The sequence below is a fragment of the Paenibacillus sp. cl123 genome (assembly GCF_900101595.1).
Lineage (GTDB): Bacteria > Bacillota > Bacilli > Paenibacillales > NBRC-103111 > Paenibacillus_G.
Genome location: NZ_FMYY01000017.1, coordinates 1 through 24,322, shown reverse-complemented (window position 1 = coordinate 24,322; position 24,322 = coordinate 1). Strand labels below are relative to the sequence as shown.

Here is a 24,322-nt window from a genome sequence, read left to right as displayed (position 1 = left end):
TATTCGTTCCCTAGCCGCAGCCGTTCGCCCCTTCCTATCCGTTCATGTGGATGCGGCCGCCTGCTGCCGCTTCTGGATCGCATGAACGCCCATGACCACGACGATAATCTCCTCCGTCGGCAGCGAGGAATGATTGGTCAGCTCGAAGGCTCCGGCTGAGAATGCGCCGCTCACTCTGCGGAACTGCGCCGCAATCGCACCGCCTTCGTCGCTTACGGTGTACTCGCGCGAGAACGCAGGAGATTCGATCCGGAACAGGCCATGCCTTGCGCTTTCATACTCGTAGCGCTTGGTCATGAAGGAAAATCTCATTCTCAGTACACCGATCTCTTGCTCGCCGCCGCTGAATACAAGCCATTTGTTGGAAAAATGGCGAAACTTGCCGCTGTAGGAGGTTAATCCTCTCATATTGCGCACGGTAACTCCCGACTGAAACATACTGTGCAGATCCAGGCTGCCGACCTTCCGCTCCTGCTCATCCCAAATCTCGGTTTCACCGCTTGACCAGAAATTATCCTTGAAATAAACGGCACGCGCTTCCATGTCTACCCCTCCCCTATGGATTGTTTACTTCTTAAACGTTCGGAGACAGGGAATAGTTTCAAGCACTGGCATCCGAACCGCCGGGAACAATATGAAGCATCCCCTATCCAGCACTCCACGGGAGGAGAATTCAACCTATGATACGACTACGCCGCCGCACTCTGCGATCAGCCGCCCGGTGCGGTTTATTGGCCTTGGCCTTGCTTACCGGCTCCTGCTCATCCAGCGACGCGCCGAAGCACCCGGCAGCGGATGAATCCAGGGCGGCTCTGCCTCCCGACCATTCGCAGCCCGGCCTTAACGCCGAATCCGAGGCTCGGCCGAATCCGGACGCTCCGGGCTCTGACACGATCTCTGAAAAGAGGCTGAACACGAAAGCTTCAGGCATTGACACGCTCTCCGAGCCGTACGGGCCGCCTCTGCCGCATCCCGGGATCACTCTCGCGGCTATCGGGGATGTGCTTATTCACCGGACGATTTATGAAGATGCTCGGATCGGAGATCGCTTCGACTTCCGGCCCATGCTGGAGCCTGTTCGCGACATCCTGCAGCAGGCCGACATCGCCATCGCCAATCAGGAAAGCGTCACCGGCGGAAGCGAGATCGGCCTTTCGGATTACCCATCCTTCAACAGCCCCTTCGAAACGGCGGACGCCCTTCAGGATGCCGGTATCGATGTCGTAACGCTTGCCAATAACCATGCACTGGACCGAGGCGAGAGGGCGCTGCTTCGGGCCATCGGCCATTGGCGTGAGCTGGGCGTGGAATATGCCGGGGCCAGTGCTGACCGGTCAGACCGGATGCGCCTCCGGACCGTGGAGAGGAACGGAATGAAGCTGGCGTTTCTCGCTTACACCTATGGCACGAACGGCATTCCTTCTCCGCAAGGCAAGGACTATCTCGTCCATCGGCTCGAGCCCGCCGCGCTGGCACGCGACATTGCCGCAGCCAAAGAGCGGTCCGATGCCGTTATCGTCAGCCTGCACTTCGGCAGCGAGTATCAACGGATGCCAAGCGTTGAGCAGAAGCGGCTCGCCCGGCTGGCAGCCATCTCAGGCGCGGCCGTCGTTATCGGTCATCATCCCCATGTGCTGCAGCCGATGGAATGGCTGGACAACGGCCGGGGAGGCCGCAGTTTGGCCGTTTATTCGCTCGGGAACTTTATTGCCGCGCAGAAGCAGCCGGGGCCGTACACGCGGATCGGCGGCATTGTTCAGTTCGAGCTGCGCAAGCCGCCTGCTCCAAGCCCAGCCCCGGCTTCCGGCAGCATCAACGAAACTTTGTATGGAGAGGCTCAAATGAACAAGACCGCCCGGTCGGCGGCCTCTCAAGACATAATCGTCGATAAGGTAAGCTTTCTCCCCACTTATATCCGCTTCGCAGCCTGGAAAAGGTATCGGGTCATTCCGCTTGCCGCCGCGCGGGACGATGAGCTGCCTCATGCGGCAAGTGTCAGAGAAGAGCTGGCACGCCATCTGCGGCGCTGGATGCCGGAGCTGCGGATTACGGATGAACATGGACTGGCCGACTAGACGGGCTGCGCATCGACAGGAAGTGTGACCGCGCCGACTTACCGGAGGCCGCCATGTCAGACTCGTCTGGAGCGCTCTGCTGCTTCGCCGAGACCCGGATACATATCCGCCAGCTTCGCCAGCAGCCTCCGGACAGTCGCTACGGTGTCTCCGTACAGCGGTCTGTAATCCAGCGGCTCCACGAAGGACAGGAACGTCTCGCCGATTTCCTTGACCTGGCGGGCGTATTCTTCCCGGTCCACCTCATATTCGGCAAGCGGCCGGGGAGGCGCATCCTGGCGCTCTTCGACCTCCTGCAGCTCAATCAAAGACATGTCCTTCCGATGGGTGGCGATGAATGAGAATCCCCGGCATTCCGGGTCGCCGCAGCCGCATATAAAAAAAGGAACCTTCTCCCAAGCGTCAACCCCTGCCCAGCGGTCCGGCCGGACATCCTCGGCAGCGCTCAGCAGCAGGGCCGGCAGGCCGACGTCAACGCATAACGGCTCATCGACGACGGCCTCGCCACCGATTTCAAGCAGCACATCGGCATGGACAATTTGCAGATCGGCATCGAAGGACCAATTGCGGTAACTTAACGTAAGCGACATTCGCTTCAACCCCTTTTCAAGCAATGGCCATATTTACCAATTTGGTTTTTGATTAGAAGCCTTTCTTTGGAACATACTACCTATCAGAACGGAGGTGATATCGATGGGCGCAGGACAATCCCGCAGCAGCAACGCATTGGTCGTTCCACAAGCTTCCCAAGCTCTGGATCAGCTGAAGTATGAAGTTGCACAAGAGTTGGGTATTCAAATTCCTCAAGACGGCTACTACGGCTTCATGGCTACCCGTGACACGGGTGCTATCGGGGGCCACATTACTCGCCGTCTCGTTCAAATCGCCGAGCAGCAGCTGGCCGGCAAATTTTCCCGATAATGCAAGACCTCGAATACTTACAAGCGGCTCCTGACCGGAGCCGCTTTTTTCTGTGAACGATTGTTTTTATTATAAACGATATGGCCGATAAGCGGTATGGCCGATGTTTGCGGCCGGTTGTTTCGGCCTGGCGCGGCCTGTCATGGCATCGGACGAAGCCGGAGCACGCGCATCGCATTCAGCACAGCCAGCAGCGTCACGCCCACATCCGAGAATACGGCCTCCCACATCGTTGCTATGCCCATCGCTCCCAGCAGCAGAAACAGCGCTTTGACTCCGAGCGCGAACCCGATGTTTTGCCAGACGATGCGTCTGGTCCGCTTGGCGATGGAGATGGCCGCCGGAATCTTGGACGGCTCGTCGGTCATGATCACGATATCCGCCGCTTCAATCGCCGCATCCGAGCCCAGCCCTCCCATAGCAACTCCGACATCGGCTCTCGCCAGCACCGGCGTATCGTTAATGCCGTCTCCGACAAAAATCATCTTTTCCTTGCCCGTCTTAAGCCGCTCCAGCCTCTCAAGCTGCTCGACCTTATGCTGGGGCAGCAGCTCGGCGTGAGCTTCGTCAATCCCAAGCCGCTGCCGCACGGATTCGGCCACAGCTCCGGTATCGCCGGTCAGCATCACGGTCTTCTTTATCCCGAGCTGCTTCAATAAACGAATCGCCTCGTCCGCATCGTCCTTGACTTCATCGGATATGACCAGATATCCGGCGTAACGCCCTGCGACGGCGACATGGACAAGGGTGCCCGCTTGCTCAGGCGGTGCGAAGCTGATGCCCTCACGCTCCATCAGCCTGCCGTTGCCCGCCAGCACGTCTTTCCCCTCTATATTCACCTGAATGCCGTGACCGGAAATTTCATTATAATCCTGCAGCTGTTCCTCCGGAATCGGCTTCCCGTAGGCTTTTCGGATCGATTCGGCGATCGGATGTCCAGAGTGAAGCTCCGCATAGGCGGCGTAACGAAGCAGCTCTTCCTGCGACAGGCTTCCTTCAGGATCCGGGTATACGCCTGTGACGGCAAATGTCCCTTTCGTCAGCGTCCCCGTTTTGTCGAATACGACGATCTTCACGTCATTCAAAGCTTCCAGGTAATTGCTGCCCTTGACCAGGATGCCTGATCTTGAGGCTGCCCCGATCCCTCCGAAAAATCCGAGCGGAATGGAGATGACCAGCGCGCACGGGCAGGAGATAACCAGAAACACAAGCGCCCGGTACACCCATTCCGAAAATGTCGCCCCGCTGACCGCAAGCGGAGGCACAACGGCGAGCAGCAGCGCCACGATGACGACTACCGGCGTGTAAAAGCGGGCGAACTTCGTCACAAATTTCTCGGTCGGCGCCTTCTTGCTGCTGGCATGCTCGACCAGCTCCAAAATTTTCGAGACAGTCGACTCCTCGAACGCCTTCCCCACCTCGACAGTGAGTACGCCGTTCTGATTCATGAACCCGCTCAGCACATCGCTGCCCGGCTCTACATCTCTTGGCGCCGACTCCCCCGTCAATGCCGAGGTATCGACGGCCGACCGGCCTTCGACCACCTTGCCGTCCAGCGGAATCTTCTCACCCGGCCTGACGATAATCCGGTCGCCCACGCGAACCTCCTCCGGCGATACGCGGCGGCTGCCGGTCCCGTCCTGCAAATTTGCATAATCGGGCCGAATATCCATCAGTGAGCTGATCGATCGCCGGGAGCGGTTGACCGCCATGCTTTGAAACAGCTCTCCGACCTGGTAGAAGAACATAACGGCCACGCCCTCCGGATACTCCTGGATGGCGAAAGCTCCGACGGTCGCGACCGTCATCAGAAAATATTCGTCAAACACCTGCCCGCGGCCTATATTCCTCAGCGCCTGCAGCACGATGTCCCCGCCGATGATCAGATAAGCTGCCAGAAAAAGAGCCAGCTCCGCCCACGGGCCCAGCGGCGCCGCCAGCGCAATGCCGCAGATGACAGCGCCGGCGCCCAGCCGCATCAGCAGCTTGCGCATCGCTCCGCTGCCATGATCATGGGTGTGCCCGCTATGGTCATGCGAATGATCATGCTCCTCTCCGTGCTCCTGCCCGTTGGCCTGGCTGTCCTGGACATGCGGCACACTGCTGTGAGCGGATCGAAGCTCCTTCGCCGAGACAGATTCACCGGCATGCTCATGGTTGTCATGCTCATGTTTATGCTCATTCCTGTGGGCATGCTCGCTGTCGTGCTCATGAGCATACTTATACTCAAGCCCATGCTCATGCTTGCGGTCGTGACCGTCCTCATGTCCATGCTCATGCTCGTGCTCGTGAAATGGCCCGCCATGCCCATGAGCCGAATGTCCGCGCCGGTCCTCGCTCCGCTTATTGTCCCGGGGGCCGGGCGCATAGGATCGGGTTAAGCCGGCAGCCGGAGGACGGCCTTTCTCCTGGACCCTTATATGCGGCTCCAGCCGGTTGACCGTTTGCCGCACTTCAGCCATGACTGCGTCAGCCCGGACTTGCTCAGCCTGAACCGTCAAGGTTTGTGTCATGAAGTTTACTCCGCATGACGCAACGCCTTGTATTTTCCCGACTCCTCTTTCGATCTTCGCGGCGCAATTGGTGCAATCCAGACCCTTCAGCAGCAGATTGCGCGTTACGGTTTCCTTCCCAGCTTCCAAGGCAGCTCCTCCTCCATCCGGCAAATACATGAATATACGTTCATATGTTAGTCTCATTATATGCCTGCCGGCTTGGTCCGGTCAATCCCGGCTCCACACCAAAAAAACCTCCACTTCCACATCAGGTGGAAATCGAGGTCCTTCTACGGAGGCAGCTCGAGTTCGGAATTATTTTTCCCGAAGCTCTTTCTTAAGCATACCTCGCCAGCACGTTTTCATACACGTTTTTGGATCGCAGCCCGACCAGCCGCTCGACCGGTTCTCCGTCCTGAAACAGGATCACGGTTGGCATCGACATCACGCCGAACCGGCTTGCCGCTCCGGGAGACTCATCGCAATTCACCTTGAGGACGCTGAGGCCGTCCCCATACTGCTTGGACAGTTCGTCCAGAACAGGCAGCAAAGCTTTGCAGGGCGGACACCATACCGCTCCGAATTCCACCAAAGTTTTGCCTGATTTTCGGATCTGCTCCGCAAAATTCTCATCGTTAACCGCTTGTACGCTCATGATCATTCCTCCTGATCGGCATGGTTTCTTTCAAGCAGAATAGAATCGATGCGGTCAATCAGATTTTGCCGGATGCCGGTGAGCAGATGAATCTGCCTGTCAATCTCCGCAAGCTTTTGCCGGTAGATCGGCAGCACTTCCTCGCAGAAGGCTTCCTTGCTTTTCAGCACACATTGCAGGATACCGCGGATTTCCTCCGTCGACAGCCCAAGGTTCAGATAAAGCTGGATCGTGCGCACCTGCTCCTCCGCCAGCGCGGAATATTCCCGGTATCCGTTATTCAGCCGCAGCGGCGCCAGCAAGCCCTGCTCTTCATAGTAACGAAGCGAACGAATGCTGGCTCCCGTCCGCTCCGCCAGCTCTCCGATTTTCAACCGTCATCTCTCCTTTCTGCCTTTGCATCCATTGTAAACCCTCACATTAGTGTCAGAGTCAAGCGATAATTGGAAAAACACAAATAGCTCTGCGAGCGCAGAGCCTGTTTTCGATACAAATAAGGGTATAAGAGCAGATTCTTCTACCAGTCCGGGCCTTTGCTTCTCGAGCCGATCAGGTTGGCCATATTATAATTCGATTCAAACGTTACCGACGTACACAACAAATCCTTGCGCATGGCGAATTCGAACTGTATCTCCCCATGCGACCATTTCTTCAGCTTCAGCGATTCAAGCGCCGTCTGCCTGAAAGAGAGCTGATGGCTCTCCGACAAGCCCCGGTCCGTCTTTTTAACCTCCAGCCCCTTGCTTTCCAGCGGAAATGCGCGGATGCCAAACTTGCCTACCATGTTGTTGCGGATCTGAACAAACACGGTTCCCGCCGTCAGAGAGGTGAGCTCCTCCTTCAGCTCGCGAAAAACTAGATCCAATTGCCTGGCTAACGGGAGATGTTCCAAAATCATAGCATAACTCCTTTCATTTAATTAATATGGAATATTATGTATAACAGGTCTGTAGACCCATTATAGGACAAGACGATCAAATGATCAACAAAAATTAACTTTTTTCGCTAAAAAATTTTACCCCTAAAACCACAACCATTTTCCTAATATTAGTAGACCAAAACTTCCGCCAGGTGGTATAATTACCCACAGGAAAAGTAATGTCCCGTATAGACATGAATCCTACATTACCTTTGAAGGGGTCGTTAGGTATGAACTGGTTTTCCGGATTATCGTTCAAATCCAAGCTTCAGGTCGGCTGCTACTCGATTATCGCTCTCTACTCCCTTGTCACGCTGATCTTCATATTGCGCGCAGAATCCGGTGTCGTGCTTGGACTCGTGTTCTTAATAGCGATGATCGGCTTGAGCTTCCCTTTTGTAAGTTTCCTGGAGAGAACGCTTACAGAACCTATCAGCGATATTTCCCGGGCCGCGCTTAGCATATCCAAGGGCGACTTCACAGCCAAAATTTCCATCAGCTCCAATGATGCCCTCGGCGAGCTTGGCACGTCCTTTAACCGGATGACCGAGAAGCTTCGCGAGATTTTAAAGGACACCGGCAATGCCTCGCGCCACGTTTCCGATTCCAGCCGCGATATTTTCCACAAAAATGAGAGGATGAAGGCCGTGCTTGAGGATGCCGCGACAGCCGCCAACGAGCTGGCAGCAGGCGCCCATCAGATCTCGGAGGAAATCAGCGGCGTTTCGGCTGCCACCAAGGACATCGAGCATAAGGTCGCGTCCTATACGGATTCCACCCGGGAGATGAACTCCCGATCGGGCCACATGCTGGCGCTGGTCAACAAAGGACTGCAGTCGGTCGAAACCCAAAGCGACGGCGTGCGGAAAAATGTCGAAGCGACCGCCAACGTATCCCATACCATTCATTCGCTCGCCGAGCTGACCAACGGGATCTCGACGATCACCCGCTCTATCTCCGAGATCGCCGAGCAGACCAACCTGCTGTCGCTGAACGCTTCTATCGAAGCGGCTCGCGCCGGCGAACATGGCAAGGGCTTCGCCGTCGTCGCCCAAGAAGTGCGCAAGCTGGCCGAAGAATCTACGACTTCGACCAAGGAAGTATTCGGTCTGGTCCGCAGCATCGAACAGGGCATCAAGCAGGCACTTGCTTCGATGACACAAAATGAGCAGGTCGTTCAAGAGCAAACCCGGCTGATCACCGAAACCGAGACGGTGTTTGCCGAAATCGTCAGCAGCGTATCTTTTATTTCCGAGCAGATTTCCACGTTCGCCCGTGAAAGCGAGCAGATGCTCGCCAGCGCCCAGCAAATCTCCGCCACGATGGAGAACATCTCGGCTATCACCCAGCAGTCCGCGGCTGGCACGGAGCAGGTTTCCGCTTCTATGGGCGAACAGATCGCCGCGGTTCAGGACATCGTGGCTCAGTCGGAGAATATGACGCGTCTCGTCACGCAGCTCCAGCAGACGATGAGCATCTTCAAGCTGTAAGCCACTGCACGAAGGTCTCGTTCGCAATAGTTGCTCAGCAACGCAAAACAAACAGCATCCCGAGCGCTAGTTTAAGTGTTAACTAACGCCGGAGATGCTGTTTATTTATTACCTTAAAGTTCCCCGGACTTGCCGGGACAGCCCGCTCGTCAGGTCAAACGCAGGAACTCCTCCACATCGGCCGCCGTCAAATCGAACGCCCGCTGCCAGAAATCCGGCTTGCGCAGATCAATACCCAGATGCTTCTGGGCGAGCTCCTCGACGGTCATTCGCCCGGTATCCCGAAGCAGCGCTATGTACTGCTCTTCGAACGCTTCGCCGCGCTGCAAAGCTTCGGCATACAAGCCCGTGCTGAACATATAGCCGAAGGTATACGGGAAGTTGTAGAACGGCACTTCCGTAATATAGAAATGCAGCTTGGACGCCCAGAAATGCGGATGATATTCGTCCAGCGCGTCGCGAAAGGCGCGTCGCTGAGCGCTTGTCATCAATTCATTCAGGCGCTCGGTGCCGACCAGTCCGTGACGGCGCTCCTCGTAAAACTCGGTTTCAAACAAAAACCGGGCATGGATGTTCATGTAGAAGGCTACCGAACGCTGAATCTTATCCTCCAGCAGCGTCAGCCGCTCGGCTTCCGACGAGGCCGCCTTTACCGCCGCATCGGCCACCACCATCTCTGCAAAGGTAGAGGCCGTCTCCGCCACATTCATCGCATAGTCCTGGGCGAGCGCCGGCAGATCGTTCATCACATGCTGGTGATAGCCATGGCCCAGCTCATGGGCCAGCGTTGCTACGTTGGAGGCCGTTCCCGCATAAGTCATGAAAATGCGCGTCTGTTCGCTGACCGGAAAAGACGTGCAGAAGCCTCCCGGCCGCTTCCCGTCGCGATCCTCCGCTTCAATCCACCGGTTCTCGAACGCCATGACCGCGAAGTCGGCCATTTTCGGACTGAACCGGCGGAACTGCTCGATGATCAGGTCAGCCCCTTGATCGTAGGTGAAGGTCTGGCTGCCCTCGCCCACCGGAGCCTCAACGTCATACCAGCTTAGCTTGGGAACTCCCAGCAGCATCGCCTTGCGCTCCAGGTAGCGCAGAAACACGTCCTTGCCGCCCTCGATCACGCTCCACATCGCATCCAGCGTTTCCTTGGACATCCGGTTGATCTCCAGCGGTTCCTTATGGATGGATGCCCAGCCCCGGCGCTCATACAGCTTCAGCCGGAACCCGGCCAGATGGTTCAGCGCGTCCGCGCAATAATCGGCGTGCTCCGCCCACTTCTCCTCCCACAGGCGGAACAGCTTCTGGCGGACTTCGCGGTCCGGACTGTGCATCCGGTTGGCCGCCTGGCCTGCCGACAGCTGAATCATCTTGCCGTCCTCTTCGAAAGGGATGCGCAGCTTGCTCACCGTCGTATTGTACAGCTCACCCCAGCCGTGATAGCCGTCAACCGCCAGATCGTTGATCAGCGCCTCCTGCTCCGGAGGAAGCTTTTCGGCCGCCAGAGCCTTGCGCTCCTGCAGCGGGTAGACGATCTCGGCGACTTCCGGCCTCGAGAGCAGGGAAGTCCAGCATTCGCCGCCCACGCGCGTCAGCAGGTCGTCGAACATCGTCAGAGCCGTCGCGTAATCCGCTTCGATCGATTTCACTCTGCCTCCGAGCATAACGGCAGCCTTATCGTTCTGGTTCTCCGCCGCCAGGCAGCCGGTGAAGGAGCCGGCCTCGCGCAAGGCCAGGACGGCCTGCTGCAGCAGGCCGATCACCGGCAGCAGCTTGTCTGCGTCCGCAGACGTCTGAGGCGCTTCCAGGGCTGCGAGCTGGTCGCGCAGCTTCCGGACATCCTCCTCGAGCTTGACCAGAAACTGACGGAACGCTTCCGACTGGCTCCCTCCCGGGAAGAAGGTTTCCAGATCCCATGTTTGCGGTAATGGACTTGGCATAGCAGCACCGAACCTTTCTGAATTGAATTGAATTGTATTCTGAAATGGGTACATCTCCATTAAACCACAGCCGGGCGATGAATCCCAGGCTGCGCCTCTCCCTGATTCCGGTTGAAATTCATGGACCGGATATGCTTAAATGAGTACTATACCTGAAGGGGAGAGGATCGACGATGAAGCCCTTGCCAATATCGGCGGAAACCGCGCAAAAGCTGGCCAAACAATTAAATGTGCCCTTGGAGCACTTGATGCATATGCCGCAGCATATTTTGCTGCAGAAGCTCGCCGAGCTCGCTCAGAATAAACCGGCGGAAGACGGCCCTGCCGGTTCGGGCGATACGGCCCGCCCTGCGGCAGAGCCCGAGTAACTGACGATGATTCCCTTTGAGCATACATGGCCTTACGACCGCCATGGCCAAGATGTGTTTATTCCCGGCTGCCCGTTCTGCTCCCGAGAGCACATCCTGCTGCCGCTAACTCCGAAGGAGCTGGACGAGCTGAAGGAAGGCATCAAGAAGCTGCTTGTGCTTCCTTGCTGCCGCAACCGGCTGACGCTGGTGAATGCCGATTCGGACTATCTGCTGGCCAACCGTCCGCTGCGCGGCCTTGGCGAATAAAGCTTTCCAAATGCTGCCGAGGCCGCCTGCCGGGCCGAGCTTGTTCCGCTTCGCTGCGCTCCATGGGCGCCGTACCCTAGTATATAATGGCTCGGCTCTTCCTATGCGCTCCATGGGCGCCGAGCCAAACCTCAAACAGGCATAAAGCGCCCTGTCTGCCGGACAAGTCGCTTTATGCCTGTTTGGGCTGCTTGCTTAACGCAGCCTATCCTCGCTTACCTGCATCTAAGACGTGATCCGACCGTCCGTCACATCTCCTGAATGTCCTCGCTCAGCTGAAGCTTCCGCTCCTCCATCTCTTCCCGCACCGCTTGCCACTGCTCGCGGCATGCCCGGATCATTCCGGCGTCCATGATGCGCTTGTCATTGACTACGCGCGAGAACCATTTGACCGCCTCGTTAAACTGATCCAGCCTGCGGTGAAGCTCGCCGATCAGATACATCAGCCGGGCGTTGTTCATCTCGCCGGCTTCCGTCTCGAAAGCCCGTATGTATTCTTCCAGCGCATACTGCAGGAAGCGGCTCTCCTGCTCCGCGTCTCCCTTGCTCCTGTACAGCCAGGCGATCTGATGCAACAGACTGGCCGTCAGCCTCGCCTTCTCATTGACCGTCTGCGCGCAGATCAAGGCCAGCTTGTAGGCATACAGCGCATCCTCCCACCGCCGTTCGCCTCCGAAATCCTTGTACGTCCATTGTGCGCCTATTTTTTGTTGGAACAGCTTTTTCTGGATCGGGGTAAGCTTGTTCTTGGAGTTTTCGGTCCCGGCGAAGCCGCAGTGCGGACAGATGCGAACTACATAATAATCAGGGTTGACATCCTTGTAATGCAGACAAAAATCCGTGTCCGACTTCACCGATTTCTTGAAGCTGGGCCGGACACGGGAAGATTTGAACTCTGCCTCGCATTGCGGACATTGTACCTTGGCTTGAAATAACGGTTCTACCACGCATAGCCTTCCTTCTGCTATCCCATTTAGCTGTTAATAAAATGATAAGCCGGACCCTTCAACCGCTCCAGCGCAGCCTGCTGCAGACGGCGGTCCAGACCGACCTCCTCAAGCGCCTGAGCCATGCATCCGAGCCATGCCTTGGCCCTCTCCTCCGTGATCGGAAAAGGAAGATGCCGCGCACGCATCATCGGATGCCCATGCTGCTCCGAAAACAGCGGCGGACCGCCGAAAAACTGGCTCAAAAACATGTACTGCTTCTCCATCACAGGCGTGATGTCTTCGGGGAACAGCGGTCCGAGCAGCGGGTGAGCCTGCACCTTGGGGTAGAAGCTCTCCACGATGCGCCGGATGCCCTCCGCACCCCCAAGCAATTCATAGAATGTCTTCTCTTGCTCCTGGCTATGATCCGCCATCTTCAATCAGCTCCTTAACGAAAAAAGATGCTAATGCATACGCCTTAGCATCGTGATCGATCATCCATCCTATGCGGGCGTTAATCCGGACTCGCTCCGCGGCAGCTATACATCTTCTTCACCTGAGGTCATTAAGGTTTCCCTTATGACATAAACGAATGCGCATACGAGAATTCCAGCAACAACACCCATCATAAGGATCACTCCCATTCTCATATTAGTCCCATTGTACCATAAAAAGTCTAAACATTCAGCAATTTTGTAAGCCCTCCCAAACTTTTTGGCCGCATGCTTGTCGCTCTGTACAAGCATGTCTTCGAGTCGCCCGTCATATACCAGAGAGACAGGCTTTTTTCAAAATCTCAGAAAGTATAAACGGAGAAGTGGCTCGATTTCTTGACAAACGCACGGCGCTCAAAAGACGCCGTTAGGCGTTTATCCTTGTGGAAAGGAAGTGAACCGATGCGCGCCGTGAGTCTCTCACTGCTGCTCGCCTCGCTGACGGCGGCAGCGCTGGCCTGCATGATTCTCGTATACCCTGAGCCGTCGCTCCAAGCTTCGCTGAAGGGAATCTCCATCTGGTGGGATGTGCTGTTTCCCGCGCTTTTTCCATTCTTCGTGATTTCGGAGCTGATGCTAGGCATCGGCATTGTCCATTTTTTCGGGATGCTGCTCGATCCGATGATGCGTCCGCTGTTCCGCATTCCCGGGATCGGCGGTTTCGTGATGGCGCTCGGCTTCGCTTCGGGTTATCCGGTGGGAGCCAGGATGACAGCTCAGCTGTATGAGCAGCGGCTCGTGAACCGGGAGGAAGGCGAACGGCTCGTCGCCTTCACCACCTCCTCCGATCCGATATTCCTGATCGGCGCCGTCGCGGTAGGGTTTTTCCATAACGCCGCGCTCGCCGGCATCCTGGCCGTTGCCCACTACGGCTCGGCTATTCTTGTCGGCTTCCTGATGCGGTTTCACGGCAGGCGTTCTGCGGGTAATGACTGGCATCAGCTCCAAAACGAGGGCACAGCTCCGCGCAGACACGGTATATGGAAGCAGGCGTTCGAAGCGATGCACCAGGCACGTCTGAAGGACGGCAGACCGCTCGGGGTCATGGCGGCCCAGTCTCTATCCTCCGGGCTGCAGATGTCCTTCGTTATCGGCGGATTAGTCGTCTTCTTCTCGGTGGTGATGGAGATCATGTCTTCCGCCGGCGTAATGGCCTATATTTATGCCGGCATACAGGCGGTGCTGCATGGCGCCGGTCTTCCGGCGGCGCTGGCCCCCGCCGTCGTTAACGGCTTCTTCGAGGTGACTCTCGGGGCGAAAGCGGCCGGCAGCGCTGCAGGCATCCCGCTCGTCTACCAGGCGGCGATCGCCGCCTGGGTGTTGTCATGGGGCGGCCTGTCCGTGCATGCCCAGATCGTCAGCGTGCTGCACCGGACGCCGCTCCGCTACGTTCCTTTCGCCGCAGCCAGACTGATCCACGGCCTGCTGGCCGCTTCGCTCGTTCTGCTGCTGTGGGAGCCGCTGGCAAGCCGTCTGGGCGTCATCCCGGCAACCGCCCCCGTCATCGATATGTCCCGGCCGGTCGCCGCTTGGGTCCATCATACGATGCCGCAGGCGCTTTGGCTGCTGACAGGCACGCTTGTCGCACTGCTGCTGCTTTCCGCTTGCTTTTACTTCTTTCGCTTATGCATGAACCGCATCCGAACATAAGATACTAAACAGACATTTACCCCGGATAATCATCGATTTGCCAAATTTTTAACTTGAGGTGACTCCATGTCCACGTTGTTCCCGGCTCAATCCGTTCAGCTCCCCGCCGCCCTAGCCAGACTGTCCGATCTCGCCTATAACTTGTGGTTCAGCTGGAACGACGGCGCGAAAGCGCTGTTCGCCGACATCGATCCCGAGCTATGGCATCGCTCCCATCACAATCCCGTCCGGCTCCTCTCCGAGGTGTCCGCGGATACGCTGGAGAGGCTGTCTTCCGATGAGCCGTTTCTGAGGCAATACGAGTACGTCGTCAGACAGTTTGACGATTATATGCAGGCTCCGACCTGGTTCAGGCAGCAATACCCACAGCACGCGGGCCAGGCGATCGCATATTTCTCCGCCGAATTCGGCTTCCACGAATCGCTTCCTATTTACTCGGGCGGGCTTGGCGTGCTGGCCGGAGATCACTGCAAATCCGCCAGCGACCTCGGACTTCCTTTGATCGGAGTCGGCCTGCTGTACAAGAAAGGCTATTTCAACCAACGACTGGACCTCAGAGGAAGCCAGTTCGCGGAAAACATGCCGTATGAGTTCACAGAGCTGCCGATCCGGCCTGTTGAACTACCGGCTTCTGAGAGGGATGACGCTGGGGACGGGGCGCCGGCAGCCGCGGGGGAGATGGGCTCGCCGAGCGGGGGAGAACTTTATGTCTCCGTGCCGGTAGCCGATCGCATCGTCCGGCTGAAGGTGTGGCAGGCCCAGGTCGGACGTATCCGGGTTCTGCTGCTGGACGCCGATCTGGAGGAAAACAGCCCGTGGGACCGCGAGCTGACTGCGCAGCTGTACGGCGGCTCCCAGGATGTGCGCATCGCCCAGGAAATATTGCTCGGGATGGGCGGCGTGCGCGCACTCCGCGCCCTGCGCATCCCCACCGGGGTTTATCATATCAATGAAGGCCATGCGGCCTTCCTGACCTTCGAACGCCTCAGGGAGCAGCTGGAGCAGGGACTGCCTTTCCACGTAGCGCTCGAGGTGGTGCGCGCCAGCACGATATTCACCACCCATACGCCGGTAGCGGCCGGTCATGATGCTTTTCCTTTGACCATGTTCGACTATTATTTCACCAAGCTGTTCAACGACTATCCGTCCCTGCGTCATGAGCTGACCAGCCTCGGGTTCGACGAGCCGAGCAGGTTGTTCAATATGACTCATCTGGCGCTCAGCACCTCCGCTCTCCGCAATGGCGTCAGCAAGCTGCACGGCCATGTCTCCCGCGAGATGTTCCGCGCCTTCCACGGCCAGATCGATACCCGTGAGGTGCCGATCGGACATATTACGAACGGGGTCCATCTGGAAACCTGGCTCGCCCCACAGCTGAAGCAGCTGCTGGATCGGTTTCTGCCGGGCAGCTGGATTCGTCATCAGGCCAATCGGGACGTGTGGCAGGCCATTGAGCTTGTGCCGAACGAGTCCTTGTGGAAAGTCCATGAAGAGCTGAAGGAAACGATGATCCGCCTGACCAGAGCCAACCTCGCGGAGCAAAGGCGCCGCAACGGCCTGCCGGAGAAAGAAATCGACGAAACCCGCGGATATTTGTCCAAGCACGCTCTGACGATCGGCTTCGCCAGACGGTTCGCCACCTACAAGCGGTCCAATCTTATTTTCAGCGACTTGAAGCGGCTCGCCAAGCTGGTCAACGATCCCGAACGTCCCGTTCAGTTCGTATTTGCCGGCAAAGCTCATCCGGCGGACGGCCCCGGGCAGGAACTGATCCGCGAGATCTACAAGGTCTCCCAGCTGGAACCGTTCAAAGGCAAAGTTATTCTCTTGGAGAATTACGATATCGATCTGGCGCGCGCCCTCGTTCAAGGCGTGGATATTTGGCTGAACAACCCCCGGCGTCCGTATGAGGCTAGCGGGACGAGCGGGCAGAAGGCCGCGATGAACGGCGTTATTAATTTCAGCGTACTCGACGGTTGGTGGGAAGAGGGCTACGACGGCAGCAACGGCTGGAGCATCGACTCGGATATTCAAGCCGACATGGCTACCCAGGAGCGGCAAAATACGGAATCGCTCTACCGGGTGCTGGAGCAAGAGATCATTCCGCTGTATTACAACCAAAATCCGCTGCCCGCTCAATGGATCGAGCGGATGAAGCGGTCGATCCGCACCCTCGCCCCTGTGTACAATACGGACCGGATGGTTGCAGACTACACGTCCGGCGCCTATGTGCCGGCGCTGGTCCGCACCAGGCAGTTCGTATCGAACGGATATGAGGAAGCGAGGAAGGTCGCCGATTATAAAAGATTCATGCGTGACAACTGGCATCATGTTCGCGTGATCGAAGTAAGCGACAGTCCGGCAGGAGGCATGGCTGCCCCGGGAGCCGCCTCAGCTCTTAAGGATGTTTCCGCTACCGTCCACTTCGGCCCTATCTGGTACCGGGATACGGCCGTCGAGCTGATTTATTACGAGGATACCGGTTCCGGGTGGGAGCAGGTCGTTGTTGAGATGGAGCCCGCCCGCCAGCTTGGAGAGGGCATCTATATGTACCGAGCCGCGATCCCCGCCCATTTGCGGCATGGCGCTCACTTCAGCCTGCGCGTCCATCCGGTCAGCGCCAGCTTCGCCACACGTTTCGAGCTGCCGCTTGTCAAAACCTATTAGACCGCTGTGTCTGGCCCGAACGCCGCTTCGCTACCGGAAGCGGCGTTTTGCCGTTTGGGGCATTACGCGGGCATGCCTTTCGCAACTTGATCAGGCCCGGGCGCGTATGAGATATAAGCATTCATTTTGCTGCCGAAAGGGGAGCTTCTCATGAAAAGTATAAAGCCAGGACGCGGGCCTTCCGCTATGGGGGCTGCGGGCAGCTTATTCGCCGTCATCTTCGGCATCTTCTGGACGATCATCGCCTTCAGCATGACGCGAAACGCTCCGATTCCGGTAGTCGGCATCGTGTTCCCGCTGTTCGGCCTTGTATTCATCGGCTTCGGTATTGCTCAGACCGTCTATCACTACAAGAATGCGACCGGACGAAACCGGATGTCGACCTTTGATATCGTCGATGCCAGAGATGAACCCGATCCGCTGGAAGCGCGCTTCTCTGGACGAAGCGAAGCGACCCCGGTCAGGCGCGAGTCGGCTCCCGTCCGGGATGATGCGGACAACGCTCACGGGACGAAAAGCTTTTGTCCCTACTGCGGCCAAAAGCTGGAGTCGGACTTCCTCTATTGCCCCGGCTGCGGCAAGACGCTGCAGCGATAGCCGGGCTGGAAAGGGCCGCGGCGCAGTCTGCGGCGGCTGCTTCGCCGCTCGAGCATGATTGCCGGCATGTTCGGGGAAAAGACCGTTCACGTTGTGTTATGGGACAAGATTGTTTATGATGGATGGGAAGTGGCGCTCCTGCTCAAGCGGAAGCCAAAAACCCGTCGTTACGAAGCGGCTGCTTGTCTTACGAAGCCTGGAGGAGGAATCCCGTTGAAATACAATGTCGTCAACCGCGGTGATGAAATTTCGATTCAATTGATGAATACGTTCCACACCTTGATCCAGCCATACGGACTCACACTCGAAGAAACGAATCCGGATATCGTGCTGTCAATTGGCGGCGACGGAACGCTGCTGCATGCGTTCCACCGGTACAAAGACCAGCTCGACCATATCGCTTTCGTCGGTATACATACGGGCCGTCTTGGATTTTTCGCCGATTGGAAGCCGGATGAGGTCGAACAATTGGCCCAGCTGATGGGAGAAAGCGCCCAGCAGGACGATCTGCGTGTCGTGAAATATCCGCTCGTCGAGATCCAGATCATGACCCAGCATGGCATCGAGACGGAGCTGGCCTTGAACGAATTCACGCTAAAGGGCGTGGACGCGACGCTCGTGGCCGAGCTGCACATTAACGATGAGCTGCTGGAGACGTTCAGGGGAGACGGCATCTGTATATCCACTCCATCCGGCAGCACGGCCTACAACAAGAGTCTGGGTGGAGCTATCGTGCATCCTTCGCTGGATGCGATTCAGATTGCGGAGATTGCCTCGATCAACAACCGGGTCTTCCGGACGCTCGGATCGCCGATCCTGCTGCCGAAGCATCATCACTGTGATATATACCCGCGCGCCAGCCAAAATATCATCTTGTCCCTGGACCATGTCTACATGCAGAGAAACGACATTCTGTCCATCCGCAGCATGGTGGCCGCCGGCAAGAAGGTGAAATTCGCCCGCTTCCGTCCGTTTCCGTTCTGGAGCCGGGTGCGCGAAGCCTTTATCGGCTACGATATGATGTAGACAAAGTAAGAAAAAATGGCAAACAAAAAACCTTTGCGTTATCCTGCTGTACCGGGAAGCGCAAAGGTTTTTTGTTGCTTTTGGAGGAAAGAAGGCGCAGTTAGAATGTCTTGCTGCTCTTAGGTTACTCTTTAATAGGATTTCCACGCGATCGTCCGACCGTAACTTGAAGGTTTGATGCCGGTGATTGAGGGGCTCCGATCACGGGATGGCTTCGGTCAGGAGCTTTTCTTAGCTTCTAGCCGGCACTGTCTAAACGCGTGAAGACTCGGGCTTCGGCTTCGGTCCGTTAGAGTTCGGATTGGAGTTAGGGTTGTTGGAGCCGGAGTTAGGGTTAGAGCCGGAACTAGGATGACCGCCGCCCTTATGAGGCTTCTGCGAACGCCCGTTGGACGGAGTCGTTCCGCCATTCGGACGCGAACCCTGCTCTTGCCGCTCCTTGCGTTCACCGCGATCTGGCCGTTCGCCCCGGTCCTGCCGTTCGCCGCGTTCTGACCGCTCACCACGATCCTGCCGGGGCGAGCCGGCCGGCTGTCCGCCTTGGCGCTGCTGGGCGTTCGGTTTGCCGTCCTTCTGGCGGAAGCCGCCCTGCTTGTAGCCCCCTCCCTGTCTGCCGGAACCGTCATGCTGCTGGTTTTTGTCCTGCTGGCCTCGGTTGCCGCCCTGCTGCCCGTACCGCTTGTCGCCATGCTGGGCTCCCTTGCCGGATTGGCGCTCATGCGGCTTAGCATCGCCGCTTACCGAGGAAGTTTGCACAGCCGCTGCCTGACGCGCGGCAAGCTGATCCTTGCGCTCCTGCGCCCGGTGCTGTCTGGCTCCGAGCGCCTGCTCATATTCCTCTTCCCTCAGCGCAGGCTCCACTGCCGGGTCTGAAGGCGACGGCTCCTTCGTCGCTACCTTCTCGATAATGAAATAAGCGCAGCCGAAATTGCAATATTCGTTCAAATAGTCCTGTATCGTTGAAATAACCGTATCCTTCGTTCCCTTGGGATGGGCATCCTTGAAAAAACCTCTCAAGCGCAGCTGGCTGTAGCCCCAATCCCCCACGACATAATCGTAGCGGTCCAGCACCTCGCTGTAGCGGTCGCGAAACGCCTCCGGGCGCCAGCCATTCTTGTGGTCGACAAGAACCTCATACGTTTTGTTGGCAATATGGATCACGATTCGTGCCTCCTCTGTTTACGATTGCTGCGCCGATTTGACCTGATCATGGGCGTGATAGGAGCTGCGGACAAGCGGACCGGATTCCACGTGCTTAAAGCCGCGCTTCATGCCCTCCGCCTTCAATTCGGCGAATTGCTCCGGCGTGTAATACCGGCTGACGGGCAGATGCTGGGGACTCGGCTGCAAATATTGCCCGATCGTCATAATATTGCAATCGACAGCCCGCAAGTCGTCCATCGTCTGCAAAATTTCATCCCATTCCTCGCCGACGCCAAGCATGATACTGGACTTGGTCGGGATAGAAGGAGCAAGCTTCTTGGAGCGCTCCAGCAGCTCGATTGAGCGGCGGTATTTGGCCCTGGCCCTTACGCGATCCGATAAACGCTCGACCGTCTCCACATTGTGATTCAATATATGGGGCTTCGCCTCAAGCACGATGCGCAGCGCCTCTTCGTCCCCCTGGAAATCCGGGATCAGCACCTCTACGCCAGATAAAGGCATCCGGCCGCGAATAGCGGTAATCGTGGCGGCGAAGATCGACGCTCCGCCATCCTTCAGATCGTCGCGGGCTACGGATGTGACTACGACGTGGCGCAGCCCCATCTGCTCGGCCGCCTCCGCGACGCGTTCAGGCTCCTGCAGATCCAGCTCCGTCGGCAGCCCCGTCTTGACCGCGCAAAATCTGCATGCACGGGTACAAATATCGCCCAAAATCATAAAGGTCGCTGTCCGATTCGCCCAGCACTCGTGAATATTGGGGCATTTGGCCTCCTCACACACCGTGTGCAGCGTTTTATTTCGCATCATATTTTTTAATTCTTTATAGGACTCGCCGCTCGTCAGCTTGGTTTTCAGCCACTCCGGCTTGCGTTCTATCGATGGTGTCGCCATGGTCTCCCTGCTTTCCTGCTAAGATCGGGACTGTGTATACAGCTGCTTTCGTTACCCGTTATTATATCATGAATGCGAGAACAATCCACAACGGCGAATTTCACTCGATATGGAAATATGCTACACTAGCGAAAGAAGCGCCTGAACTTAAGGAAGGACTAGGAGGACAAGTACGGATGATGAACGTGGATCATATACTCAAGCTGGTGCAGTCCGGAGATTTGGATGTCGCCGAAGCGAAGCGGCTGCTTGAGGAAGAGCAGGCTTCCTCCCGCGCATACTTGCCCCCCGTCACCCGGGAGCCGGAGACGGCCCAAGCGGCCGCCAGCCAGCCTCAAGAACAACGGCAGCCTTGCCGTACTGCCGCCTCGCAGGACAAGTTTGCCGCTGCGGCGGATACCGGCGTTGACGACTCGTTAAGCTACGCCCAGCTCGATGTGCGGAGGTCGGAGCGGACCGGATTTCCCGAGGTTGTATTTGGCGAAGGAAAGTCGGCCGAGCAGATCGCCGCCATCATGCAGCGGCTGGCGGGCCATACCGGCCGCGTGCTTGCGACCCGGGTCAGCGAGGAGAAAGCCGCCGCTCTGCTCGAGCTGCTGCCGGATGCCGTCTACCACCGTGAAGCGAGGGCAGTAACCTGGCAGAACGGGGATGACCTCGTCTCGGAGGCATCCGCGGCTGGAACGACCTCCGGCGGTTTCATCGCCGTTGTCTGTGCCGGCACGTCGGACGTGCCCGTAGCCGAGGAAGCCGCCGTAACCGCCGAATATCTCGGCAGCCGGGTGGAGCGGATTTACGACGTGGGAGTGGCGGGCATACACCGTCTGTTCCGGCGGCTGCCTCTGATTCGCGAAGCCGATGCGATCGTAGTGGCCGCGGGCATGGAAGGCGCATTGGTCAGCGTAATCGGCGGCCTCGTATCCGCGCCGATCATCGCGGTTCCGACCAGCATCGGCTACGGCGCCAGCTTCCAGGGCGTGGCCGCCCTGCTCGCCATGCTGAACGCTTGCGCGCCCGGCATCTCTGTCGTCAATATCGACAACGGCTTCGGGGCAGGCTACAATGCGGCATTGATCGTCAAGAATCGAATAAAGAGGGATGAGCGATGAAAATCTTGTATTTGGACTGCTTCTCCGGCATCAGCGGAGATATGACGCTGGCCGCGCTGGTCGATGCGGGCGCTGACCGCGAATATATCGAGGAAGAATTGCGCAAAATTCAGGTCGAGCCTTTCTCGATCGAGTGGAAGCGCGTCAACAAGAAGGGCATCTCTTCCCTGAAAGCGGATGTGCTGACTGACCCGCACACCCCGCCTCAATATCACCGGCATTATTCCGAAATTATCGGCATTATTGAAAGCGCAGGCTTTAACGAACGGGTCGTGAAGCTAAGCTTATGCATGTTCGAGAAAATAGCGGTCGCCGAAGCCAAAATTCACGGCATCCCGGTGGAGAACGTTCATTTTCACGAAGTGGGCGCAATCGATTCCATCGTGGACGTTATCGGCGTGGCGCTGGCCATCGACTCGTTGAACATCGAGAAGATTATCTCCTCGGCTGTTCCGCTAGGATCGGGCACCGTGCGCTGCGACCATGGCATCTATCCGGTGCCGGCGCCGGCTACGCTCGAGATGATGCGCGGGCTGCCGATCGCTACAACCGCTTATGCGCTGGAGATGACGACTCCGACGGGAGCAGGCATTATTTCCGGACTGGTCGAGGAGTTCGCACGGGGGCTTCCTCCGATGATCGTGGAGGCTATCGGTTATGGGGCAGGTACAAGAGATTTGCCCAACCAGCCCAATGTTCTGCGGGTCATCGTCGGCAAAGCCGATCCATTGCTGTATAAATGGGCGGTGCATCATGACGAACTGAAGCACGAGCATGGGCATCACCATCATCATGAGGAACATCATCACCATGAGGGCCACCATCATCACCATGGCGAGCATCATCATCATGACCATCACCACCCTCATGGCGGGCATCATCATGACGATGATCACCACCATCATCACGGCGAGCATCATCATATTCAAAATGAGCACCGGCATCATCATGACGATGATCACCAGCATCACCATGATGAGCATCCTCATGATGCTCATCACGAACACCGCCATCATGGGCATGATCACGAACATGAGCATGGGCGTGATCACGAACCCGTTCATACGCTTGGACACGTTCACAACCACGACCATTGCCATGACGATAAGCAGCATGAAGAGGATCAGCGCCTTGGCCGCAGCGGCAAACAGGCATCCCGGCATGATCACCCTCACTCTCATGAACAAGATGCGGACGACGACGATCCGTTGCTGGGATTGGGCCACAAGCATAATCATCGGCTTCACAGCCATGAAGACGAACACCGTCACGAGAAGCATTAGACAGTTGACGGAACCGGAGAACGGCATGGGCTCCGCATATGGACTATCTTACGTAACGTGCGGGGCAAGAGCTGATTTGGCCTTCGTTATGCCTCTCCTGTGAACCACCGAACGAAGTGCGCGATATATACGAATATACCCCGATATGCAATATCGACCAAATAAGCAGCGAACGGAGGAAACCGAATGCAGGACGAACAATTCATGAAGGCGGCCATTCAGTTGGCCTATGATAATGTCATTTCCGGACATGGGGGTCCTTTCGGAGCTGTTGTTGTGAAGGATGGTCAAATTATCGGCAGAGGCTGCAATGAGGTTACAGCTGCTTGCGATCCGACCGCTCATGCGGAGGTTCAGGCCATTCGTGAGGCTTGCAGGCATTTGAACAGTTTTCAGTTGGAGGACTGCGTCATCTACACCAGCTGTGAGCCTTGCCCGATGTGCATAGGAGCTATTTATTGGGCCAGACCGAAAGCCGTCTTCTATGCCTGCACTCAAAATGAAGCGGCCGCAATCGGCTTCGACGACCGATTTATTTATGAGCAAATCGCCTTGCCCATGGAGCAGCGCTCCGTCGTTATGAAGCAGATGTACCCGCCGGAGAGCCCGCAACCCTTCGAAGCATGGGCCGCCTCGGCTCAAAAGGTCGAGTATTAACGCATACACAGCAGGCGCGTAATCTGTAACCGCATGAATCATGGGCCAGATTAACCATAAACGCTGTAAATCTTATACCGGCTTAACGGTTCGTCCGCTTAACTTCTCCCGTCTGAAGAGGAGCTGCGGAAATAAAGCTGCGAGGGGAAAGCCTGCATGAGCGTGCAGGCTTTTTTCTTCGACTGTGAACGATCCGGACTACGGCGTCGGCTGCAGACCGCGAGGCTGCGGGTGATACCAGGGCAATTCGTTGTTCAGCAATTGAAGGATCAGCGGTACGGGAGTTGAAGCTCCCAAGACAAGCTTGTGGCTTAATCGGCTATTGGTCAAATGCTAGCGTTGTACGAAAAACCGTACAACCGCTCCGAACATGCGATCGAACTACACGGTTTATACGAAAACAAACATGTCTTTCAAGGCACAACTCCAGCATGAAAATGAGCAGCGTGCGTTTATCGCAGGTTATGCCATCCCATACTTTTAATACCATGGTGAACACTACGCTACGGTTAATGGTGGTTTACCCCTGTGCGAAAACTGTAAGGATCGAACTCTGTGTACAACTCCTTGCTAGCTCCGAATGCCCGTTTGGAGAACTGCGAACAGAAAAATGGTTAAGCTCGAGTTCATCCTCACCATGGAATTTAGGTTGGAGATGGTGACATGGAAGTATTGTATTCGCGGTGCGCCGGAATGGACGTCCATCAAGAGACCATTGTGGTATGCGTCCTCACATCCGGTGAAGA

23 protein-coding genes are annotated in these 24,322 nt (G+C 56.9%); 12 read left to right on the top strand and 11 right to left on the bottom strand.

Features of this window, described 5'->3' with window-relative positions; genetic code table 11:
• Window positions 1-42 precede the first annotated feature (42 nt).
• Window positions 43-543 (bottom strand): LURP-one-related family protein, encoded by a 501-nt coding sequence (locus BLR08_RS22005; RefSeq protein WP_072334855.1) that lies wholly within the window; start codon window positions 541-543, stop codon window positions 43-45.
• A 137-nt stretch (window positions 544-680) separates the two neighbouring features.
• Here BLR08_RS22005 and BLR08_RS22000 point away from each other — a divergent pair, with 137 nt between their 5' ends.
• Window positions 681-2,075: a CapA family protein gene (locus BLR08_RS22000; protein ID WP_083537403.1), complete on the top strand. Its 1,395-nt coding sequence runs from the start codon at window positions 681-683 to the stop codon at window positions 2,073-2,075.
• A 56-nt stretch (window positions 2,076-2,131) separates the two neighbouring features.
• Here BLR08_RS22000 and BLR08_RS21995 read toward each other — a convergent pair whose 3' ends face one another.
• Entirely contained in the window at window positions 2,132-2,665 is a 534-nt protein-coding gene (locus tag BLR08_RS21995; protein ID WP_072334852.1) for a hypothetical protein, read from the bottom strand.
• 103 nt (window positions 2,666-2,768) lie between these two features.
• Between BLR08_RS21995 and BLR08_RS21990 the strand changes: the two genes are divergently transcribed.
• Window positions 2,769-2,996, top strand: coding sequence for an alpha/beta-type small acid-soluble spore protein (locus tag BLR08_RS21990; protein ID WP_072334850.1), 228 nt, complete (start codon window positions 2,769-2,771; stop codon window positions 2,994-2,996).
• Between the two features lie 140 nt (window positions 2,997-3,136).
• Here BLR08_RS21990 and BLR08_RS21985 read toward each other — a convergent pair whose 3' ends face one another.
• The 4 genes from BLR08_RS21985 to BLR08_RS21970 all read right to left on the bottom strand — a co-directional run bounded on the left by BLR08_RS21985 (window position 3,137) and on the right by BLR08_RS21970 (window position 7,044).
• Window positions 3,137-5,638: a heavy metal translocating P-type ATPase gene (locus BLR08_RS21985; protein ID WP_072334846.1), complete on the bottom strand. Its 2,502-nt coding sequence runs from the start codon at window positions 5,636-5,638 to the stop codon at window positions 3,137-3,139.
• Window positions 5,639-5,828: 190 nt separating this feature from the next.
• Entirely contained in the window at window positions 5,829-6,146 is a 318-nt protein-coding gene (locus BLR08_RS21980; RefSeq protein ID WP_072334843.1) for a thioredoxin family protein, read from the bottom strand.
• A 2-nt stretch (window positions 6,147-6,148) separates the two neighbouring features.
• On the bottom strand, window positions 6,149-6,520 hold the full coding sequence (locus tag BLR08_RS21975; protein WP_072334840.1) for a MerR family transcriptional regulator: 372 nt from the start codon (window positions 6,518-6,520) through the stop codon (window positions 6,149-6,151).
• Window positions 6,521-6,663: 143 nt separating this feature from the next.
• Window positions 6,664-7,044 (bottom strand): O-methyltransferase, encoded by a 381-nt coding sequence (locus BLR08_RS21970; protein ID WP_072334837.1) that lies wholly within the window; start codon window positions 7,042-7,044, stop codon window positions 6,664-6,666.
• Between the two features lie 251 nt (window positions 7,045-7,295).
• Here BLR08_RS21970 and BLR08_RS21965 point away from each other — a divergent pair, with 251 nt between their 5' ends.
• Complete coding sequence (locus BLR08_RS21965) at window positions 7,296-8,555, top strand: methyl-accepting chemotaxis protein (RefSeq protein ID WP_072334832.1); 1,260 nt, start codon at window positions 7,296-7,298, stop codon at window positions 8,553-8,555.
• Window positions 8,556-8,704: 149 nt separating this feature from the next.
• On the opposite strand, the gene BLR08_RS21960 is transcribed toward BLR08_RS21965, so the two are convergent.
• Complete coding sequence (locus BLR08_RS21960) at window positions 8,705-10,492, bottom strand: M3 family oligoendopeptidase (protein ID WP_072335093.1); 1,788 nt, start codon at window positions 10,490-10,492, stop codon at window positions 8,705-8,707.
• Between the two features lie 173 nt (window positions 10,493-10,665).
• Between BLR08_RS21960 and BLR08_RS21955 the strand changes: the two genes are divergently transcribed.
• Both BLR08_RS21955 and BLR08_RS21950 read left to right on the top strand, forming a co-directional pair.
• Entirely contained in the window at window positions 10,666-10,860 is a 195-nt protein-coding gene (locus tag BLR08_RS21955) for a YycC family protein (RefSeq protein ID WP_072334830.1), read from the top strand.
• Window positions 10,861-10,866: 6 nt separating this feature from the next.
• Window positions 10,867-11,109, top strand: a complete 243-nt coding sequence (locus BLR08_RS21950) for a hypothetical protein (protein ID WP_072334827.1) — start codon at window positions 10,867-10,869, stop codon at window positions 11,107-11,109.
• Between the two features lie 248 nt (window positions 11,110-11,357).
• Here BLR08_RS21950 and BLR08_RS21945 read toward each other — a convergent pair whose 3' ends face one another.
• Together BLR08_RS21945 and BLR08_RS21940 are read right to left on the bottom strand one after the other, a co-directional pair.
• Window positions 11,358-12,056 carry a DUF2225 domain-containing protein gene (locus tag BLR08_RS21945; protein ID WP_072334824.1) on the bottom strand — a complete coding sequence of 233 codons (699 nt, stop codon included), beginning with the start codon at window positions 12,054-12,056 and terminating at the stop codon, window positions 11,358-11,360.
• Window positions 12,057-12,082: 26 nt separating this feature from the next.
• Window positions 12,083-12,472 carry a globin domain-containing protein gene (locus BLR08_RS21940; RefSeq protein WP_072334821.1) on the bottom strand — a complete coding sequence of 130 codons (390 nt, stop codon included), beginning with the start codon at window positions 12,470-12,472 and terminating at the stop codon, window positions 12,083-12,085.
• Window positions 12,473-12,934: 462 nt separating this feature from the next.
• Between BLR08_RS21940 and ylbJ the strand changes: the two genes are divergently transcribed.
• The 4 genes from ylbJ to BLR08_RS21915 all read left to right on the top strand — a co-directional run bounded on the left by ylbJ (window position 12,935) and on the right by BLR08_RS21915 (window position 18,472).
• Window positions 12,935-14,182: a sporulation integral membrane protein YlbJ gene (gene ylbJ, locus BLR08_RS21930; protein WP_072334814.1), complete on the top strand. Its 1,248-nt coding sequence runs from the start codon at window positions 12,935-12,937 to the stop codon at window positions 14,180-14,182.
• Window positions 14,183-14,248: 66 nt separating this feature from the next.
• Window positions 14,249-16,849: an alpha-glucan family phosphorylase gene (glgP, locus tag BLR08_RS21925; protein ID WP_072334811.1), complete on the top strand. Its 2,601-nt coding sequence runs from the start codon at window positions 14,249-14,251 to the stop codon at window positions 16,847-16,849.
• Window positions 16,850-16,999: 150 nt separating this feature from the next.
• Window positions 17,000-17,446 (top strand): zinc ribbon domain-containing protein, encoded by a 447-nt coding sequence (locus BLR08_RS21920; RefSeq protein ID WP_072334808.1) that lies wholly within the window; start codon window positions 17,000-17,002, stop codon window positions 17,444-17,446.
• A 213-nt stretch (window positions 17,447-17,659) separates the two neighbouring features.
• The gene (locus tag BLR08_RS21915; protein ID WP_072335090.1) at window positions 17,660-18,472 is read left to right on the top strand and encodes an NAD kinase; all 813 of its coding nucleotides are present in this window, start codon (window positions 17,660-17,662) and stop codon (window positions 18,470-18,472) included.
• A 252-nt stretch (window positions 18,473-18,724) separates the two neighbouring features.
• On the opposite strand, the gene BLR08_RS21910 is transcribed toward BLR08_RS21915, so the two are convergent.
• Together BLR08_RS21910 and lipA are read right to left on the bottom strand one after the other, a co-directional pair.
• Window positions 18,725-19,633, bottom strand: coding sequence for a YutD family protein (locus BLR08_RS21910; RefSeq protein ID WP_072334804.1), 909 nt, complete (start codon window positions 19,631-19,633; stop codon window positions 18,725-18,727).
• Window positions 19,634-19,651: 18 nt separating this feature from the next.
• On the bottom strand, window positions 19,652-20,527 hold the full coding sequence (gene lipA / locus BLR08_RS21905; RefSeq protein ID WP_072334800.1) for a lipoyl synthase: 876 nt from the start codon (window positions 20,525-20,527) through the stop codon (window positions 19,652-19,654).
• A gap of 176 nt (window positions 20,528-20,703) precedes the next feature.
• On the opposite strand from lipA, the gene larB reads away from it, so the two are divergent.
• The 3 genes from larB to BLR08_RS21890 all read left to right on the top strand — a co-directional run bounded on the left by larB (window position 20,704) and on the right by BLR08_RS21890 (window position 23,576).
• Window positions 20,704-21,636 (top strand): nickel pincer cofactor biosynthesis protein LarB, encoded by a 933-nt coding sequence (gene larB, locus BLR08_RS21900; protein WP_072334797.1) that lies wholly within the window; start codon window positions 20,704-20,706, stop codon window positions 21,634-21,636.
• Window positions 21,633-22,919: a nickel pincer cofactor biosynthesis protein LarC gene (locus tag BLR08_RS21895; protein WP_083537401.1), complete on the top strand. Its 1,287-nt coding sequence runs from the start codon at window positions 21,633-21,635 to the stop codon at window positions 22,917-22,919. The genes larB and BLR08_RS21895 overlap by 4 nt, the downstream gene beginning before the upstream one ends.
• A 186-nt stretch (window positions 22,920-23,105) precedes the next feature.
• Entirely contained in the window at window positions 23,106-23,576 is a 471-nt protein-coding gene (locus BLR08_RS21890) for a nucleoside deaminase (RefSeq protein ID WP_072334794.1), read from the top strand.
• Window positions 23,577-24,322: the final 746 nt, after the last annotated feature.